Origin of the sequence: Verrucomicrobium sp. BvORR034 (assembly GCF_000739635.1) — a bacterium.
Taxonomy (GTDB): Bacteria; Verrucomicrobiota; Verrucomicrobiia; order Verrucomicrobiales; family Verrucomicrobiaceae; genus Verrucomicrobium.
Genome location: NZ_BATQ01000064.1, coordinates 12,048 through 28,645, shown reverse-complemented (window position 1 = coordinate 28,645; position 16,598 = coordinate 12,048). Strand labels below are relative to the sequence as shown.

Here is a 16,598-nt window from a genome sequence, read left to right as displayed (position 1 = left end):
TGCAGAGGCAAATTCGCTATCTATTGGGAAAACGCCGCAGGTTATCCTGTGGCGGAACCCCCACCCGACAGCACCTATGCAACCCCGCGCTTTCCGGGCCGCCCTGGCGGCCGCTGGTCTTTGGTGCCTGCCCTCCTTGATCGGGGCGCAGCCCAGCCTCGCCCAACCGGTGAACCCCGCCCTGCTCTACTGGCAGGGCATCGGACTTCTCACGGAGATGACCCGCAATGAGGTCGCCCTCTTGCAGGGGCATCGCAACGGCAACCATTGGGACCCGGAGAACGTCCGGGCTCTCCTCTCTCACCAGAAGGCCGCCCTCAACCGCTTCACCAAAGCCGGAGTCTCGACCGCCCCTTGCGACTGGGGTCTGACCATGGAGGAGGGTCCCTTCATGCCGCTGCCTCATCTGGGCAAGATGCAGACCCTCTGCAATCTGGGGCTCATGAAGGCGGCTTTTGAATTCAACGAAAGCCGCACCGGCCATGCCCTGGATGCGGTGGACGCCGTACGACGAGCCGCGCGGCATCTGGGTGATGGCGATATGATGATAACCGCCATTTCCCAGTACTCGATGGAGAGCGATGCTCTCTCCCTGCTGGCCAAACATCTCCTGACCCTGGATGAAGCCACGCGTCGGGAACTGCTCACCAGGGAGACCAAGCTGCCCGCTCTGCGCACGATGGCCCAAGCCGTATCCGGCGAACGAGGCTTTGCCGCGTGGGCAGAGCAACAGGCGACCGAGGTGGCCACCCTGATGATGCTGCAAAACTCGGCGCAAGCCGCAGGAGCCGCCACCGAGGGAGCCCCGCCCACACCGGCCTCTCCCCCCGCCGGCGTGGATGAGCACCTGTTTTCCTCCCTCACCCCGGAACTCCTGAACTCCTGGCTGGCGGAGATGCGGTCCCGGTATGCTGAGGCAGAGTCCGCCCTCACTCTCCCTTGGCCGCAATCCCAATCAGCCATCAAGGAACTCCAGGAGCGCCTTAAAGCAGGCAATCCCCTCGTGCGCACCATCTTCCCCTCTCTACAGGCCGCGAGGGACACCCAAGCCCGCACGGAGACGCAACTGCTGATGGTGAAGCTGGCCCTCCTCCACGGTCCAGGGCTGACGCCGGAGATCGCCGCAAAGGCTACTGACGCCTTTGCCGGACAGCCTATCCAGTTCAAAAGCAACCCGGATGGCGGGTACACTCTGTCCAGCCTCCAGGCAGTGCGGGGAAAACCGGTGGCCTTGAATTTTACAGCCCCCAAGCAAAACTAGAATTTCTGAACTCTTGTTAAGCAATCCTGTCAAAAACGGGTCTCTGGCGAGTGCCGTGCTGTACTTGAGACACCCTCTATCAGGTCATGAATCCGTCCTCTCCCGCGGATCCCGTTCCTGCCGGACCGAAGATCCTCTATCACGATGAATGGGTGCCCAACCGGACCCGTCGACGCATGGCAGCCGCTCTGGCTGGCACCACGGCGGGAGCATTGCTGGGGGCAGTAGGCTACCCGTGGATCGCTGGCAAGAGGCAACAGGAGCTGGCCACCCTCTTGGACCAGGCCTGGAACGGCACCCCTAAATCGCCTCGAGAACTGGTCCAACGCATCAAAGAAGAGGCCGGTGACCGGGATAGCACCCATCGACCCATGGTGCTCGACGCCACCGGTGTGGCGTACCAGACCTTTCTGGAAGAGCTCCAGCTCCAGCACATCCGCCCCAAGGACCTGCTGGCCGCCCACTTCCGTACCCGTCAAGGGGTGAACAACGAACTGCCTGGCCGCCATCTGTGGAAGAACATGGTGGCCACCCTGCGAATCGCGGATCGTCTTCAGGACGAACTGGGCGTCCGGCTGGTGACCATTGCCAGCGCCTACCGCAGTCCCGCCTACAACGCCACCTGTCCCGGTGCCGCGCCACAGTCCTTCCACCTCCAGAATCTAGCGCTCGACCTGGTGTACGACTGCCCCCCTGCCAAAGTGGCCGAGGCCGCCCACGCCCTGCGCAACCGCGGCCTGTTCCGCGGCGGCATCGGGAAGTATCCCAGCTTCACGCACATCGACACGCGCGGGAAGAATGCAGACTGGGGCTGAGGAATGCGGAATTGGGGGTGTGGGCAGTCGGTTCGCCGATCGGAGTCAAGCCAAACGCAGCTCTTCCTCGAAGAGGATATGGCCACAAGCCCTACGTTGACGAGCTTCCAGCGAGTCTACGTTGGGTGGGTGTAAGATGGAGCTTTACTCCGAAGGAGTTTTGGCGGTCCGGGAGAGTTCCAGGAACCAACAGGAAGACTGCCCGCCCCATGCCGAACAACGTCAGAGGTGGCCAGAACACCCTCGACTTCTCCTGCTCCCCCTGCGCTCCTGAGCCGACGGGGACCGTAGGACTACTCCCGCAGCATCGCTTCAGACGTAGTCCGGTTGTCCCAACCGGCTCAGTCGCCGCAGGGACACTCGTCCAAAAACCAATCCCCGCCAACCGTCAGGCTCACCAAACCCCTGCATTTTGCAATCAAAGTCGCGGTTTGCATGGCGTTTCGGGCCTCCAAAGCCAATCCCTTCACACATCTCCATAGAGCAATCAAAAATCCCGACTTTGGCAACCACCTCAAAATGAACCCCATTCAGCAGGATGCTCCGCCCTGCCCACGAGCGATGTGTCACAGGGCACATTTGATGCACCAGCAAGGAGTATGAAGACGCTCAAACCCTTTTGCACCGAGCTTCGAGGATGCCTCACGGTGCTTGGCATCATCTCCCTCACCAGTTTGAGCGTCAACGCCCAGACCTACACCACCTCCAATTCCAACGGTAACTCAAACTCCCGCCGGACGACGGTCGCCACTTCCTCAACCCGCGAAGAACCGGGGTTCTTTGACCGTCTTTTCTCCCGGCAGACACGACGGGAAACGACCCAGTCCCGGGCCCAGGCGCAGCGTCTGCAACAACAGCAGCAGTATGCCGCCGCCACAACAAACACCCGCTACTACAACCCGCCCACTTCCACTTACATCCCCACCCAGCCTGCCGCTCCGGGGATGACCCTCACGAACCGCACCATCCCGGTCCGGAGCACGGTGATCTACCAGAACACGGCGCCGCAGCCAGGAGTTGTCTCATCGAACTACGCCTCCAGCTACACCGCAAACTCCACCACCCGGTTTCTCCAGCCGGGCGAGTCTGCCACGATCACTTCAGACGGCACGGTGTATCGCACGCAGGAGGGACAAAACTTCACCACCAGCCCGCAGGCTGACACAAACACGGGAGCCCTCACCCCTCCGCCGCGAGACCTGATGCCTGTCACCGAGCCCAAGCCAGCGGCACCGCCCAAGGCGCTGATCGACAAAGAATCCCTCCCCGTTGCAAAATGGTCCCCGACATTTGGTCGCGTTGTTTCCCCTTACCCTCCTCATCATGAACTGGATGTCACCGGCCTTCCTCCCGGCTCCCTGGCCCGTGATCCTGTCTCGAAGCTGATTTTCCGCCTGCCATGAGCAAAGCCCCCGCCGCGACTGGAGCGAAAGCTCCGGCCACAGAAAAACAGAGTCTTCGGGAACGGGTGGAGCAGCAGTGGCACTTGTTTGCCAATGACAAACCTGGCGAACGCTTCGTGAATCTGCACAAGCGCCGTCAAGAGCAGCGCAAGGGCGGTTTCAGCTGGGGGCAAATCTTGTTTGTTGGAGTCGGCCTCTTTCTGATCATCGCCGGATTGTTCTTCATGGCAGTGCCCGGACCAGGGCTGCCGGTACTGGTGGCCGGACTGGGCTTGATGGGCAGCGAATCCCTCTTCATGGCCCGAGGGTTGGACTGGACGGAGCAGAAACTGCGCCCACCAGTGTTAAAGCTCAAGGCCCGTTGGGACGCTTTGTCACCTCGAACCCGGCTGTTGTGCTGGTGCGGTGTCGGCGCAGCAGGTGCTGCCGCTGGCACTCTGCTGCTGATGTGGTGGAAGTAGCTCGAACCGGATCAGGCGGCATCTGGGGCCTCCAAGAGCCCTTTGAGCCGACGCAGGTCCGCCAGCACCATTCGCTGATCTGCGGCAAATTCCGAGGCGGACATGCCCGGCAGACGGAAAAGGGTGAACATCACCTCACTGCCATAGGGAGCGGCGACCACCCGCATGGGCACATGAATCTCAACCTCCGGTGCCGGCCGCACCCAGTGGTCCAGCACCCCTAGCTCATTGCGGGCCGTGAACTGCAGACGCACCGGCGCCTCGGGAGTGTCGATGATCCACTCATCGCTCCCTTCGCCACGGCGGATGTTATTGCATAAACCAGGCGCCCAGCGCGGCAAATGGGCCGGATTGGAGGTAAAGTCATAGACCACCTGCATCTCTCGCAGGATGGAAACGGTGAGCGTGACAGAGTTGGAATGGGGGTCGGACATGCGCAGCCCCATTCTGAGGCGATCCCGCAGAAGTTGCAAGGCACCTTGCATCTTCCAGAAGCGTAGTATGTTAGAGGAGGGTCCGCTCAATGTGACCCTTTGCCCAACCGTCATGACACCCGCACTGAAAACTTCCAGCCCCGCCCGCCCGGTTATCCGACGGTGGACGGGTGGTCGCGGGCACCGTCTTGACGCCAGCCGCGCGTAAGCGGGGCAGGCCTTTGCCAGGGATTGTCGGCCATTGAGCCCCGTCCTGGTCTGCCCTGATTCATTCCTCCCTCATGCGTACCCACGGGCCTGCGCAGGTCCGTCACGGCCCGGTCTTGTCATGTCCGGAGCCGCTCTCAATCCGTGCCCATATCCCATTTTGATCCATCATGAAATCTTCCCCTCTCTTCACCATTTCCCAGTCTGACCTCCATACACTCCGCACCTTTCTGGACCACGACGATGCCTTCAACCCCCTCGATGCCAGGGAGCGCAGTCTGCTGGCGGACCGGCTTCAGGATGCCAAGGTCTTTGACGATGAATCCGACGACGAACCTTCGGTGGCCGGACTGCAGACGCTCGTGCGAGTGGAGGACCTTTCCACCTCACCACCGGACCGGTTTGACTTTACCCTCGTGCTTCCGCATGAGGCGAACTTCGAAGACGACCAGATTTCAATCCTCTCCCCGTTGGGGGCGGCGGTCTTCGGCCGGACGGCCGGAACCCAGGTGGTGATGGACTCGCCGACCGGGACCAGAAGGTTGCAATTGCTTGCAGTTTTTAAAAAGGCGGCGATCCATTGATGGCCCCCGGCTCCATGAATCACGACGATCTCCACAAAGCCGCCGAACTCGCCAGTCACGGAGGCACCAGCGCAGCAACCCTCGCTGAAGTCCCCCGACAGAGCTGTTTGGACCAGGTGGAAACCTGGATCCGCCGGGTGAACGACCGCTGGCTCGTGCACTCGGGACTGAATCACCACGCCCGGGCCTACATGGACCGGCTGGCGGTGCTGGATCCCCGGCGGCTGGCCCGATCCTGTGAAATCGTGCACCGGCTCATGAAGATTCATGACCCGGACTCTGATCCCAAGCCCTGGTTCTACGGCGGGCTCTTCTCCCTGGCCACCCCGGAAGAGGAGAGCCAGTATCTGGAAGGTCACCGCTTCACGCGGATGCTGCTGCCCTCCACCCCGGAAGGACGCATGCGAGGTGAGGCGGAAGACTTGGAACTGGCACCGGAAGTGGTGCGGCGGGTGCAGAACATCCGTTCCCAAATTCGGGAGCAGACCCTCCACACCAGCCGCATCGAGCTAGAGCTCAAGGCTGCTTGTTGAGCACCGCCTTGATGGGCCGCCCCACACAGCCGTTGGGCATTTGAATGTGCAAAAGCGCCGCCACGGTGGGCGCGATGTCGTGCTGATAGACGACCTCGTTGCTGCTGCCGTGGCGGATGCCCCAGCCCATGAACACCACGGGAATGTGCGTGTCATACGGGTACCAGGAGCCGTGGGTGGTACCCTGCTTGCCGGCACCAGTAACCCAGCCGGGATTCGGCACCACATGAATGCTGCCGCAGCGCTTGGCGTTGAAGCCGTTTATCATCATCGTGCGCAGCGGCTCAGGCACGGGAGCGCCGTCCATGTTCTCCATGTCCACAGCGAAAAGCACGCCCGGATACTTCCGGATCCAACGCACCGCGGCATTTTTGATGGCGTCGAAGTCGAGGTTCTTCTCCTCGATCTTGGGCAGGTCGAAGTTCACCAGATAGTTTGCCTCACCTGCCACCAGCTTCTCCACACCGAACCGTCCGTTCAGATAGTCATTGAGCTCACGCACCAGGCCCTTCGGATTCCACCCCTCTGAAGGGAGGCGGTTTTCTTTCATATAACCCACGGTGTGGGCCACCCCGTGGTCCGCGGTCAGGAAGACCAGGTAGTTTCCCTTACCCACACGACCGTCCAGAAAGGTGAAGAATTCCGCCAGATCCTGGTCCAGGCGCAGGTAGGTGTCTTCCACCTCCATGGAGTTCGGGCCGAACTTGTGTCCGACATAGTCAGTGGAGGCGCAGTTGATGGTGAGGAAGTCCGTCACCGGTCCTCCACCGAGGTTGTAGCCTTCCACGGCAGCCTTGGCAAAGCGCAGACTCAGCGTGTTGCCGAACGGGGTGGTGCGGATGGTATCCTTCTTCAGCTTGTACGAGAAAGAAACACGGTGGGGGAAGACTGGAGCCGCCTCTTTGTCAAACTTGCCCTCCCAGGGCACATCATCACGGGTGCTCTGCACATACTCCTCCGCCGGGCGGAGAAGGTTCCACTCACCGGACAAGAGCTGCTCACCCACCTTGGAGTCGTTGAACTGCTTCACCCACTCCGGCAGGTCGTTCATGTAGTACGTGCTGGTGATGAAGTTGCCTGTCAGATCCTCCAGCCAGTAGGCGGCCGTAGCCGTGTGTCCGGCGGGAAGAATCGAGGCGCGATCCTTCAGCGACACCCCTACAACCTTCGAGCGGTAGTTGGTCGCGATCCGCAGCTCATCCGTCACTGTTGAGGTGAGCATGTTGCGAGGCGACATCTTGCCATCGCCGGTGGTGCCCCCCACGGTTTGCACCGTGTCGTCATCGGTGCAATACACGCTCTTTCCGGTGAGCTGGTCAGTCCAGTCGTTTCCTGTAATCCCGTGGATTGCAGGAACAGAACCGGTGAAGACTGTGGCATGGCCGACCGCTGTGTAAGAGGGAAGATGACCGATCATCCCGTTCTCACACGTGAAGCCCTCCCCCACCAGCCGCTTGAAACCACCTGCGCCATAGCGCTCCTGGTACTTGTAGAGGAAGTCCCAGCGCATCTGGTCCACCGCAATGCCGACCACCAGCTTGGGCCGCTCAGGACCTGCCCCCCCGGGGGGCGTATTGACCGGGTCCTTGGACGCCTCTTGCGCAGTCGCAACGGAGGGAAGCCAGACAGTCGAGAGGGTGAGGACCGAACAGAATAGGGCCAGGGGCGGGCTGGAGAATCTCATGGAGCAGGTTGCGTTGTGATAAGGCCGGGTGGCTGGCGAAGGCTCACACCTTCACCACCGGACCCAAGGCAACGCACTGGCCCCTGGCATTCTGTCTTGCAAATGAGAATCCATGAAACATCGGAAGGCCCACTGACTGTCGATCAGTACCGCCGGACGTGGACACCCACACCAGGCCCGCGATAGGCACCGCCGTAGTAGTAGCGACCACGGTGGTAGTAGCGGTGGTCATAGTAGCGGCCGCGATAGTGGTAGCGACCCACATCATACCGTCCGCCATAGTAATACCGGTTCCCATAGTAATAGGTGGGACCAGCATATCCGACGGGCAGGGTGTTGTAGTAACCCAAGTCTGCCGTGACCACACGCCCAGGGGGAGGAGGAGGCAGGGGCTCGACAACGCAGGAGGGCAGGACGGCCATGGCCGCCAGGCCCAGAGCGAAAAGTGCAAGCGTCTTCATCAATCCCGAATCGTCCCCCTGCGACGTCAGGATTTAAAATTCAGCTCCATCCAATTTCCGAACCTTTTCCGACTGAATTGACCCGTCTGCAGGGTGGTGCCACCTTTCCCCATGACCTGGCGATTCCAGTTCCCGGAAAGAACCTTCCTGCTGGCTGTGCTGGCCGGCTGCCTGAGCCTCTGGATTTTCATCGAGGTGGCGGACGAGGTGCGGGAGGGTGAGAGCCATGCCTATGACGAGGCCATTCTGCGCAGCCTCCGCCAGCCGGCCGACCCTGCCCTGCCCATCGGCCCCACCTGGCTGCGAGAAGCCAGCCGCGACATTACCGCTCTGGGAGGCGGCACCGTGGTCACCCTGGTGACGCTGGCCGTGCTGGGCTTTCTGCTGCTCAGGCAAAAGTTCGCTCTCATGCTGGTGGTGCTGATCTCCACCGCTGGCGGCGGGCTGCTCTCAGGCGTTCTCAAGAACTTCTTTGCCCGGGAGCGCCCCTCTCACATCCCTCATCTGATGGAAGCGACCTCCCCTTCCTTCCCCAGCGGTCACTCCATGCTTGCGGCCATTGTGTACCTCACCCTGGGTGCCATGCTGGGGCGCATCACCCAGCGCCGGAGGGAGAAATATTACTTTCTGGTCGTGGCCGTGGCCATCGTTATCCTCGTGGGAATGAGCCGCATGTACTTGGGCGTCCACTTTCCCACAGACGTCCTGGCTGGCTGGTCTGCTGGCATTGTCTGGGCCGTCTTTTGCGCCTCCGTGGCCCGCTGGCTGCAACAGAAGGGACAGGTGGAACCGCCTGATGCGACCTGACCTTGGAGAGCAATCCCATGCACCAATTTCTCCATGATACTACCTGCATGAAACGTTTTACTTGAAATCGTGATCGCGTCGCAGTCCCGTTGGGAGGCTGATTCCAGCGGCTTTTTGTTGACAGCCTGCTCATGAAAAGGCCTGCGCAGAGTCTTGACAGCGCGCCTTTCCGACCCCTAACATGCGCCATGGCCAAGAAATCCACCTCCTCCGAGCGCAAACCCAATCCTGCGCTGATGAAACCCGTGCAGCCCGATGAAATCCTTGCGGTCATCGTGGGCTCCACGCCCATCCCACGCAGCGAAGTTACCAAGAAGCTCTGGGATTACATCAAGAAGAACGAGCTTCAGGATCCGAAGAAGAAGACGAACATCAACGCGGACGAAGCCCTCAAGGCCGTATTTGGTGGCAAGAAGCAGGTCACGATGTTTGAGATGACGAAGCTCGTCTCTGCTCACATCAAGTAAGCGACCCGCTGCCTGCCATGCAAGGCGGTTCGCGACGGGAAGCTTCCGGTTGAGATCGGCCGCGCCCCGTGGTACTCCCACTGCCCTGCTGAAAGGCACCCATCATCCTAGGTATTCCTGTCGAAGGAGGGCCCTCACCGGCCCTCCTTCCTATTTTCATCTGCTGCCACCCGGCAGTTCCTTTGAGTAAATCCGGGCCGGTCGCTGTCGGAATGTGCCAGTTCCCCCGTTCCACTTATGAACACGCGCCCCCGACTCCCCCTTGTGGCGACCCTGGCCCTGCTGCTGGCGTGCTCGCTGCTGAGCGCCGCGAGCACGGACTCTCCGCCCCGCAATTCCAGCGCGGAGGCCACAACGACGCCGACCTCTCCGCCCAAGACGGAGCCCGCCCCATCTCTGGGCACTGCTGACGCGTTGTCCCATCTGCCCGGTGTGGGCCTGGCCGAAGGGGTCTCCCAGATCACCGGCACGGCCGTCAGTCCGCTGCTGGGTGTGAGCGCTGTCGGAGCATGGAAGTACTTCGCCACCGAGGAAGCCCTGCGCTCCCGACTGCCCTGGTACTGCCATCCAGGCGTCTGGGGCAGTTGTTTCGCGGTCTTGGGACTTTGTTTTCTGAAGGATTTTCTGGGCGCGGCCGCTCCGCCGCTGGTGAAGAAGCCCCTGGATTTCATCGAACTCTTTGAAGACAAGGCCAGCGCGCTGGTGGCCAGCACCGCCTTTGTACCGCTCGTGGCCGTAGCCATGGCGCAGATGAATGCCATCCCCCTGCAGCCAGAGGACGCGGCCCAGAGCACAGCCGTGATCACGCAGACCGCGCAGATGGGTTTTGCCACTCTGCCAGTCCCCGGGCCTGCGCTCGCCGCAACGGATCTCACCTGGGTCAAGACCGCCCTCTACATACCGATTGGCTTCGCCATCTTTGCTGTGGTGTGGCTTTCCAGCCATGCCATCAACGTCCTCATCGCCCTCTCCCCCTTTGGCATTGTGGATGCCGCGCTCAAGGTGGTGAAGCTGGGGGTCCTGGGGCTCATCACCGCCAGCGCCTTCATCCATCCTGCTTTGGGCCTGCTGGTGTGCCTTCTGATCATCATCCCAGCCTGCTTCATCGCCGGCCCGGCCTTCCGCCTCATGGTCTTTGGCAATGTCTTTGGTCTGGACCTTCTGCTGGCCCGCAAAGCAGTCCCCACAGACGTAGCGGCAGGGGTTCGCGCCTTCAACTCCACCAAGATCGGTGGCACGCCTGCGCGCACTTATGGCCGGTTGGGGCGAAATGCCCAGGGCGCAGCGGTCTTCCGCTATCGGCCCTGGCTCATCCTTCCCATGCGTGAGACGGCAGTGGCCGCGACCCCGCAACCGGATGGCATTGCCCAAGGGCTCATCTACCCTTCACTGACGCGGGACGACGGCTCCGGCAAGTCCAGGACCTCGTTTGTGCTGCTGCCCCGTTATCGCGATTGCGTCAGCCGCATCACCGAACACTTCGGTATCACCAAGGTGACTGACAGCACCCTGCTACGCGGCTTCAAGGCCATGCGCAATTGGCTGGTGGAGGCCCTGAGCTTTGGCCGGAATTCCGTCGCATTGCCCGCCCCGGGACGACAGTAGGGACCGCGACCACACGACTAAAAGCAACCTGCCCTGATGCTGGCATCGCATTGGATTGCATTGTGGCAGTCCTGCGCTGTAGTGCCCGCATGATCGTCGAACGCGTCAAATACATCATCTGGGCCGCAGACATGGACCGAGCCGCGCGCTTCTACACAGAGGTGCTGGGAGGCACGGTGTTGCGCCAGAATCCGCATATCTGTGAGATCCAGATCGCCGGCGGCATCATCGGCATCCACGGCGGCGGAGAAGGCACCCGCACCTGGACCGGCCTCAGTTTTCAAGTGCCTGACGTGGTGGCCGGTGCCGCCGAAATCGCGGCCGCTGGCGGCCAGTTGGTCCGCGAACCCCAGCCTGAAGACGACGAACCTCCTCACCTCGCCATGTGCGTGGACACGGAAGGCAATGAGATCATGCTGACACGGAAGAGATAGGGCTGCACAGCCGGACGCAGTTGCCGATCCAAGGAGAACAAACCAATTGCGAGTTCGGAGCGACCGCCAAGGAACCCGGGCTGAACTATCTCCTTCAGTCCGAAGCTAATCCCTCATCGGGAAGTAGATTCTGTGGCGTTTGATTCTACCTCGCCTTGCGGCCCTAAAGCCACCCTTGGGCAGTTCGCAGCACTCCCCGGGAAAACATCGCATACCGGGAAGCTAGTGCCTCCTCACGTCGACAACTACGACCGGCCTTGGCGGTCGCACGGCAGAAGGAATCCTCAAACACCTTCTCTATCCGCACCCACCCCGATGGCTCGCGCCACTCCTCCCACCCACTGGTGTTTGATCGCCCACCACCCAGCGCCCCTGTAGTTGTCGACGTGAGGAGGCACTAACTGAAGCGTCTGCAAGCTTCACCTCCTCGCCGATGTCACCAAGTTTCGACAGGCTCTGGTCCTCCACGCGCAGGACGCTGGAGCATGCTACTTCCCAGGATCACTGCTCCGATTTCAATCGGTTATCGACGCTGAAAGGGATTTGTAGCCCAGCCCAATGTTGGACAAGCCTCAAGCGAGTCAACGTTGGGTAGAGTTGGAGAAACGATCAACGCTGAAAGCGTTGTGTAGATGCTTCGTCCCCTGAATCGGCTTCTTGGCACAGGCACCACTTCAGAGGCAAGAAACTCTTCCCCCTCTGCCCAAACGCCACCTCCTCCTGATGCGGAGCATCCTTGGAACTGCGGTGAGCATCACCGCTTTGAGGAGTCCTGTGTCGGACGAGCGCCGGAGCCCTGCGGCGAACACGCCAGACTCTGCTGGATGGCGAAGGGTTCTAGCCCATCACAAGTGCCGCCAAAGCGGCGGTTCCCGCACGCACTCCAAAGATGCTTCGCATCCAGACGCTGGATATCGAAGACTCCTAGGATGACACCTCAGATTGCAACACTTCCATGAAAAACTCCTCGAACCCTTCACTGACGCACTGACGCACTGACGCACTGACGCACTGAGTTACCGAATCACCGACCTCCCGCCTCCCCCACCGCCAGCAGGCTCACCTTCAACTCCGCACACCGGCGAAACACTTCGCTTTGATCCAGGATCAAGGTCATACCAGCCTCGACGGCGATCACGTCCACTCCTGCGGCGGCGGCGGTCGAGATGGTGTCAGGCCCTACAACTGGGACGTCAAAGCGCATGTCCTGGTTGGGCTTGCTCACCTTGACCATGGTGGCACTGCCCTTACCCAGGGAGCCACCACGTTTGATGGCTTCGTTCGTGCCTTCGAAGGCCTCGACGGCGAGTACGGTACCGTTGCGCACCACGACGGTCTGTCCGATGTCGAGCTTGCTGGAGGCCTTGGCGATGGTGAAGCCGTACTCCGCGTCTTCCCAGCGGCGTTTTTTGGGATTGGGCCCCGCCACATGACCGGCGGTGGGCATGAACTCCTCCAGAAACGTCGTCGCGGGAAGCAACTCGATACCGTCCTTCTTCATCTCATCGGCAATGCCGCCAAAGAGGGTCTCGGCATTGCGCCGCTTCAGACGGGCCAGCATCATCAGCAGGCGCAGGTCCGGACGGAGGTCGAACAGATTCTTGGGGGCGATCTGGCCCACCATCACCACGTGCTTCACCCCTTCTTTTTTGAAGAAGGCGATCATCTTGCTGAGCTGCCCCACCCGGAACCAGGCCATGGCATCCACGCTCTCTTCGAGATCGAGGCGGGTCTCATCAAGAAACCCTGCCACGACGAGGCGATCCACCCCAGCTTTACGAGCGGCACGGACGAACGTTTCCGGATAGACGCCGTTGCCGGCGATCAGGGCGATGGTGGACGGAGGAGGCGAGGCAGACACTGGAAGCGGTGGAAGGGCAGAAGCCGGTCAGCTAGTTAGACGCGGTTGTGCGCCAAATCAACTGTGCAGCCACCCTCTCCGGCCGCCTGGAACCCGCACGTGGCACTCAGTCCAGATGAAATTTCCCGCTCTGCTTCATGAAGGTCACGGGGTTGTCATAGGCCACCCGCTGGATGGCGGTCGGGCTCCAGCCACGGCGCTTCATCTCCAGCATAGTTTTGGGCACGGCCATGGGATCACTGATGCCCCAGTCACACGCTGAGTTCATCCAAATGCGCTCGCCGCTGTGGGCCTCGAGCATGTCAATTGCACGATGCGGCGTGCACTTGCTCTCTGGGTACAGGGTGATGCCCGCCCAGAAGCCCTGATCCAGCACGAGGTTGATGGTGTGCTCTTCCACGTGATCAATGATGACGCGGTCTGGCGTGATCTTGGAGTGGTTCTTGAGCGCGTCCAAAATCAATCGAGTGCCCTTGAGCTTGTCTTCCAGATGGGGCGTGTGCACCAGAATGAGCTGGTCGTAGTCTGCCGCGATCTGGATGTGCTTCTCCAGCACCTGAAGTTCATTGCGGCTGTTCTTGTTCAGACCGATCTCACCGATGCCCAGCACGTTGGGCTTGCCCAAAAACTGCGGGATGAGCGCCAGCACATCATCCGCCAGCTCAAGATCCTCTGACTCCTTGGGATTGATGCAGAGCCAGGTGTAGTGCTTGATGCCGAAGCGGGCTGCGCGCTTGGGCTCGTACTCGGTGATTTGACGGAAATAGTCGTAGAATCCCTGGGCGCTGGCGCGGTCAAACCCCGCCCAGAAAGCAGGCTCACAGATGGTTTCACACCCGGCCAGAGCCAGCTTTTCGTAGTCATCCGTGGTGCGGCTGACCATGTGACCATGAGGCTCGATGTAAGGCATTTTGAGTAGGGAAGAAGAAGCAGACGCGAAAGACGGAAGCGGGAGCAACAGAGCGAAACAAACCAGCAGGGCTCAGCCCAGAGCGGGAGGAACGGCTCCTACCGCCCCTTGGGTCGTAGCCTTGGGGATCGGCTCCATGCTGGGATCGCTAAAGCTCAACAAGATGTTCCGGGCCCGCTCGGGCTGATCGCCCGCCAGGAGCTGAATGGCCTGCTTCAGCGCAGCCACACGGAAGTCCCCCTCCTGCCCAACCCGCTGCACACGATCCAAAAAGGCAGCGAGATCAATAAGCTTGCTTCGCGAATCCATGAACCCGAGGTCCACAAGATTCACATTCACAGGAGGCGTCCAGGTGTTCATGAGTGAGCGTGAGAAAGCGGCAAGTGCAAAAGACGGGATACGACAGACAATGCCGTCGAATCAAGTATTTTGGACACCTAACCGTCCGGGACGCTGGTTTTTGCCCGCAGCCCCACCCACTTGAGGTGCCTCACGCACCCTGCACCGCCGCTCACGCGTCAGAATTGACGGATTTCCGGCTGACAAAGCAGCCTTGACCGGTCCACGCCTTGGCGGCCCGGCCTACCCCCTCAAAAGAGACTACTCCACCCCCTGCTCAATCGAGAAGCGGATCGTATCCACACTCGCGGTCTTGGCGTACCGCTGAGGATCGGGTTTGGGTGCACTGGCTTGCACCATGCGCACCTCCTGCTTCTTAGGCTGCGAGTTAGCCACTCCTGCTCGGTTGGCGTCTATTAGTTCCAGAATCATCCAGAGACCGAACCCAACAGAAAGGGTCGCCATCGCCAGCCCCGAACCAAGTACAAGGATGGCCATCAGCCAGGAGCCCTTGGGCTTGACGGTCCGCCGCAGTGGGATCTGCACACGCTTCGAAGTCATGTGCGCTAAATGCCTCATTTTGGCTCACACGTCGAGGAATAATTTCTCATAACCCCCTCACCATCAATAATCTTCAGTTGGAAACTATTTCGACACCATAGATTTCGTTGACACATTATTTCCCCCACAACACCTCCTTTTTTTGACACAGTTTACCAGTACATGGAGTCAACCACCATTCTCAGCCGTTGAACATGTGTAATTTCCCATAATATTTGCAAGCGCCAGCATAACCCCTATTTCATCTATCCCATGGATTAACTCTTTGTTACAACAGCGCATGCGTTTCTAGTTTCTTAAAATTTGCACTCAGGAGCTATCTGCAGCTCGCCTATAAATATTTTTTTGGAGGAAACAACCGCCGGACTTTTTCCGCCACGCCGCCCCCTGTTTCCAACCGATTTTCGGGACTGTCGCAGCACTCTGATGGGGCGGTCCCGTTTCGCCATCCGTCCCAGGTTGCTCCCCTCCTCTGAGTCATTTTCCCCGGTTGCAATCCGCGGTCTGGACGTACCTTGAGAACCCACCCGGCCGCCTCCATCGAGCCTGTCCGGCTGCTTTCTCCCGCTGCCCCGCTTCATGTCTGATCCCCTTCCAGCCCTGTCCCCCGATGAGTTGCGCCGATATGCGCGGCATCTGAGCATCCCGGAGTTCGGGATCGATGCCCAACGTCGGCTCAAGGCCGGTGGGGTGCTCTGTATCGGCGCTGGCGGATTGGGCTCCCCCATTGCCATGTACCTGGCGGCGGCCGGGCTGGGGCGGATCGGTCTGGTAGATGCCGATGTGGTGGATGTGTCCAACCTGCAACGGCAGATCCTGCACGGCACCGCGGATGTGGGTCGGCCGAAGCTCGAGTCTGCCAGGGACCGGCTCCACCAGATCAATCCCCATGTGCAAATCGATCTCCACCGGACCGTTTTCACCGGCGAAAACGCGATGGCGATGGCGGCGGACTACGATGTGATCATCGACGGCACCGACAACTTCCCCACCCGATACCTCAGCAATGACGTGGCTGTCTTTCTGAAGAAACCGAATGTGTATGGCTCCATCCTGCGGTTTGAAGGGCAGTGCAGCGTCTTCGCCCCGCACCTGGGCGGCCCCTGCTACCGTTGCATGGCCCCACAGCCACCCGCTCCTGGGCTGGTGCCCAGCTGTGCAGAGGGAGGGGTGCTTGGTGTGCTGCCAGGCCTGATCGGCACTATGCAGGCGACGGAGGCGATCAAACTGATCACCGGCATCGGCCAGCCCCTCGTGGGCCGCCTGTTGCATGTGGACACGCTGAGCATGAAGTTCCGCACCTTTAACCTCCGGCGCGACCCCGAATGCCCGGTCTGCGGCGACCAACCGACCATCACTGAACCGATCGACTATCAGGGCTTTTGCGGCCTGCCTTCTCAGAACCAACCCACCATGAGCTCCCCCACCACTCCCGACGTCCCCGCTATCACCGTAAAGGATCTCCAGGCCATGCAGGCCAACGGGGAGACCTTCTTCCTGCTGGATGTGCGTGAACCCTACGAGTTCGAGATCGCCCGTATTCCCGGCTCCACCCTCATCCCGCTGGGTCAGCTGGCCGAACGTCTGGATGAGGTGCCGCAGGACCAGAAGGTGGTGATCCACTGCCGCAGTGGCATGCGCAGCGCAAAGGCCCTGGGCCTGCTTCAGCAAGAGGGCTACAAGGATCTGTGGAACGTCACCGGCGGCATCCTAGCCTGGAGCGACGAGGTTGATTCGACTGTGCCGACGTATTGATGCAGGAAGGTGCGCG

18 protein-coding genes are annotated in these 16,598 nt (G+C 60.7%); 11 read left to right on the top strand and 7 right to left on the bottom strand.

Features of this window, described 5'->3' with window-relative positions:
* Positions 1–76 precede the first annotated feature (76 nt).
* The 4 genes from BV034_RS11545 (at position 77) to BV034_RS11530 (ending at position 3,940) form a co-directional block, all read left to right on the top strand.
* Positions 77–1,261, top strand: a complete 1,185-nt coding sequence (locus BV034_RS11545; protein WP_050027125.1) for a hypothetical protein — start codon at positions 77–79, stop codon at positions 1,259–1,261.
* Positions 1,262–1,347: 86 nt separating this feature from the next.
* The gene (locus tag BV034_RS11540) at positions 1,348–2,076 is read left to right on the top strand and encodes a D-Ala-D-Ala carboxypeptidase family metallohydrolase (protein ID WP_050027123.1); all 729 of its coding nucleotides are present in this window, start codon (positions 1,348–1,350) and stop codon (positions 2,074–2,076) included.
* A gap of 599 nt (positions 2,077–2,675) precedes the next feature.
* Entirely contained in the window at positions 2,676–3,479 is an 804-nt protein-coding gene (locus BV034_RS11535; RefSeq protein WP_050027121.1) for a hypothetical protein, read from the top strand.
* Positions 3,476–3,940, top strand: coding sequence for a PGPGW domain-containing protein (locus BV034_RS11530; protein ID WP_050027120.1), 465 nt, complete (start codon positions 3,476–3,478; stop codon positions 3,938–3,940). The genes BV034_RS11535 and BV034_RS11530 overlap by 4 nt, the downstream gene beginning before the upstream one ends.
* An 11-nt stretch (positions 3,941–3,951) precedes the next feature.
* On the opposite strand, the gene BV034_RS11525 is transcribed toward BV034_RS11530, so the two are convergent.
* Entirely contained in the window at positions 3,952–4,374 is a 423-nt protein-coding gene (locus BV034_RS11525; RefSeq protein WP_050027178.1) for a hypothetical protein, read from the bottom strand.
* 377 nt (positions 4,375–4,751) lie between these two features.
* Between BV034_RS11525 and BV034_RS11520 the strand changes: the two genes are divergently transcribed.
* Together BV034_RS11520 and BV034_RS11515 are read left to right on the top strand one after the other, a co-directional pair.
* Positions 4,752–5,165, top strand: coding sequence for a GreA/GreB family elongation factor (locus tag BV034_RS11520; protein ID WP_050027119.1), 414 nt, complete (start codon positions 4,752–4,754; stop codon positions 5,163–5,165).
* A 14-nt stretch (positions 5,166–5,179) separates the two neighbouring features.
* Positions 5,180–5,698 (top strand): hypothetical protein, encoded by a 519-nt coding sequence (locus BV034_RS11515; protein ID WP_265592885.1) that lies wholly within the window; start codon positions 5,180–5,182, stop codon positions 5,696–5,698.
* On the opposite strand, the gene pafA is transcribed toward BV034_RS11515, so the two are convergent.
* On the bottom strand, positions 5,682–7,382 hold the full coding sequence (gene pafA, locus BV034_RS11510) for an alkaline phosphatase PafA (protein WP_050027117.1): 1,701 nt from the start codon (positions 7,380–7,382) through the stop codon (positions 5,682–5,684). The genes BV034_RS11515 and pafA overlap by 17 nt on opposite strands.
* 143 nt (positions 7,383–7,525) lie before the next feature.
* Positions 7,526–7,843 carry a hypothetical protein gene (locus BV034_RS11505; RefSeq protein ID WP_050027115.1) on the bottom strand — a complete coding sequence of 106 codons (318 nt, stop codon included), beginning with the start codon at positions 7,841–7,843 and terminating at the stop codon, positions 7,526–7,528.
* Between the two features lie 111 nt (positions 7,844–7,954).
* On the opposite strand from BV034_RS11505, the gene BV034_RS11500 reads away from it, so the two are divergent.
* From BV034_RS11500 to BV034_RS11485, 4 genes are all read left to right on the top strand, one after another.
* Positions 7,955–8,650: a phosphatase PAP2 family protein gene (locus BV034_RS11500; protein ID WP_050027114.1), complete on the top strand. Its 696-nt coding sequence runs from the start codon at positions 7,955–7,957 to the stop codon at positions 8,648–8,650.
* A gap of 188 nt (positions 8,651–8,838) precedes the next feature.
* The gene (locus tag BV034_RS11495) at positions 8,839–9,117 is read left to right on the top strand and encodes an SWIB/MDM2 domain-containing protein (protein WP_050027113.1); all 279 of its coding nucleotides are present in this window, start codon (positions 8,839–8,841) and stop codon (positions 9,115–9,117) included.
* Positions 9,118–9,354: 237 nt separating this feature from the next.
* Positions 9,355–10,722: a hypothetical protein gene (locus BV034_RS11490; protein ID WP_050027112.1), complete on the top strand. Its 1,368-nt coding sequence runs from the start codon at positions 9,355–9,357 to the stop codon at positions 10,720–10,722.
* Between the two features lie 89 nt (positions 10,723–10,811).
* Positions 10,812–11,156, top strand: a complete 345-nt coding sequence (locus BV034_RS11485) for a VOC family protein (protein WP_050027111.1) — start codon at positions 10,812–10,814, stop codon at positions 11,154–11,156.
* A 1,024-nt stretch (positions 11,157–12,180) separates the two neighbouring features.
* Here BV034_RS11485 and lpxI read toward each other — a convergent pair.
* The 4 genes from lpxI to BV034_RS11465 all read right to left on the bottom strand — a co-directional run bounded on the left by lpxI (position 12,181) and on the right by BV034_RS11465 (position 14,827).
* Positions 12,181–13,017, bottom strand: coding sequence for a UDP-2,3-diacylglucosamine diphosphatase LpxI (gene lpxI / locus BV034_RS11480; protein WP_050027109.1), 837 nt, complete (start codon positions 13,015–13,017; stop codon positions 12,181–12,183).
* Positions 13,018–13,123: 106 nt separating this feature from the next.
* Positions 13,124–13,927 (bottom strand): TatD family hydrolase, encoded by an 804-nt coding sequence (locus BV034_RS11475; RefSeq protein WP_050027107.1) that lies wholly within the window; start codon positions 13,925–13,927, stop codon positions 13,124–13,126.
* Positions 13,928–13,999: 72 nt separating this feature from the next.
* Positions 14,000–14,287 (bottom strand): hypothetical protein, encoded by a 288-nt coding sequence (locus tag BV034_RS11470; RefSeq protein WP_050027105.1) that lies wholly within the window; start codon positions 14,285–14,287, stop codon positions 14,000–14,002.
* 240 nt (positions 14,288–14,527) lie between these two features.
* Positions 14,528–14,827, bottom strand: coding sequence for a hypothetical protein (locus BV034_RS11465; protein WP_050027103.1), 300 nt, complete (start codon positions 14,825–14,827; stop codon positions 14,528–14,530).
* A gap of 579 nt (positions 14,828–15,406) precedes the next feature.
* Between BV034_RS11465 and moeB the strand changes: the two genes are divergently transcribed.
* Positions 15,407–16,582, top strand: coding sequence for a molybdopterin-synthase adenylyltransferase MoeB (gene moeB, locus BV034_RS11460; RefSeq protein WP_050027101.1), 1,176 nt, complete (start codon positions 15,407–15,409; stop codon positions 16,580–16,582).
* The last annotated feature ends 16 nt before the right edge of the window (positions 16,583–16,598 follow it).

Coding starts and splice junctions, on each gene's coding strand:
- BV034_RS11535 (WP_050027121.1), top strand. CDS start 2,676: ATGAAGACGCTCAAACCCTTTTGCACCGAGCTTCGAGGATGCCTCACG.
- pafA (WP_050027117.1), bottom strand. CDS start 7,382: ATGAGATTCTCCAGCCCGCCCCTGGCCCTATTCTGTTCGGTCCTCACC.
- BV034_RS11500 (WP_050027114.1), top strand. CDS start 7,955: ATGACCTGGCGATTCCAGTTCCCGGAAAGAACCTTCCTGCTGGCTGTG.
- BV034_RS11470 (WP_050027105.1), bottom strand. CDS start 14,287: ATGAACACCTGGACGCCTCCTGTGAATGTGAATCTTGTGGACCTCGGG.
- moeB (WP_050027101.1), top strand. CDS start 15,407: ATGTCTGATCCCCTTCCAGCCCTGTCCCCCGATGAGTTGCGCCGATAT.
- BV034_RS11490 (WP_050027112.1), top strand. CDS start 9,355: ATGAACACGCGCCCCCGACTCCCCCTTGTGGCGACCCTGGCCCTGCTG.
- BV034_RS11485 (WP_050027111.1), top strand. CDS start 10,812: ATGATCGTCGAACGCGTCAAATACATCATCTGGGCCGCAGACATGGAC.
- BV034_RS11545 (WP_050027125.1), top strand. CDS start 77: ATGCAACCCCGCGCTTTCCGGGCCGCCCTGGCGGCCGCTGGTCTTTGG.
- BV034_RS11495 (WP_050027113.1), top strand. CDS start 8,839: ATGGCCAAGAAATCCACCTCCTCCGAGCGCAAACCCAATCCTGCGCTG.
- BV034_RS11540 (WP_050027123.1), top strand. CDS start 1,348: ATGAATCCGTCCTCTCCCGCGGATCCCGTTCCTGCCGGACCGAAGATC.
- BV034_RS11525 (WP_050027178.1), bottom strand. CDS start 4,374: ATGTCCGACCCCCATTCCAACTCTGTCACGCTCACCGTTTCCATCCTG.
- BV034_RS11465 (WP_050027103.1), bottom strand. CDS start 14,827: ATGACTTCGAAGCGTGTGCAGATCCCACTGCGGCGGACCGTCAAGCCC.
- BV034_RS11475 (WP_050027107.1), bottom strand. CDS start 13,927: ATGCCTTACATCGAGCCTCATGGTCACATGGTCAGCCGCACCACGGAT.
- BV034_RS11505 (WP_050027115.1), bottom strand. CDS start 7,843: ATGAAGACGCTTGCACTTTTCGCTCTGGGCCTGGCGGCCATGGCCGTC.
- BV034_RS11515 (WP_265592885.1), top strand. CDS start 5,180: ATGAATCACGACGATCTCCACAAAGCCGCCGAACTCGCCAGTCACGGA.
- BV034_RS11530 (WP_050027120.1), top strand. CDS start 3,476: ATGAGCAAAGCCCCCGCCGCGACTGGAGCGAAAGCTCCGGCCACAGAA.
- BV034_RS11520 (WP_050027119.1), top strand. CDS start 4,752: ATGAAATCTTCCCCTCTCTTCACCATTTCCCAGTCTGACCTCCATACA.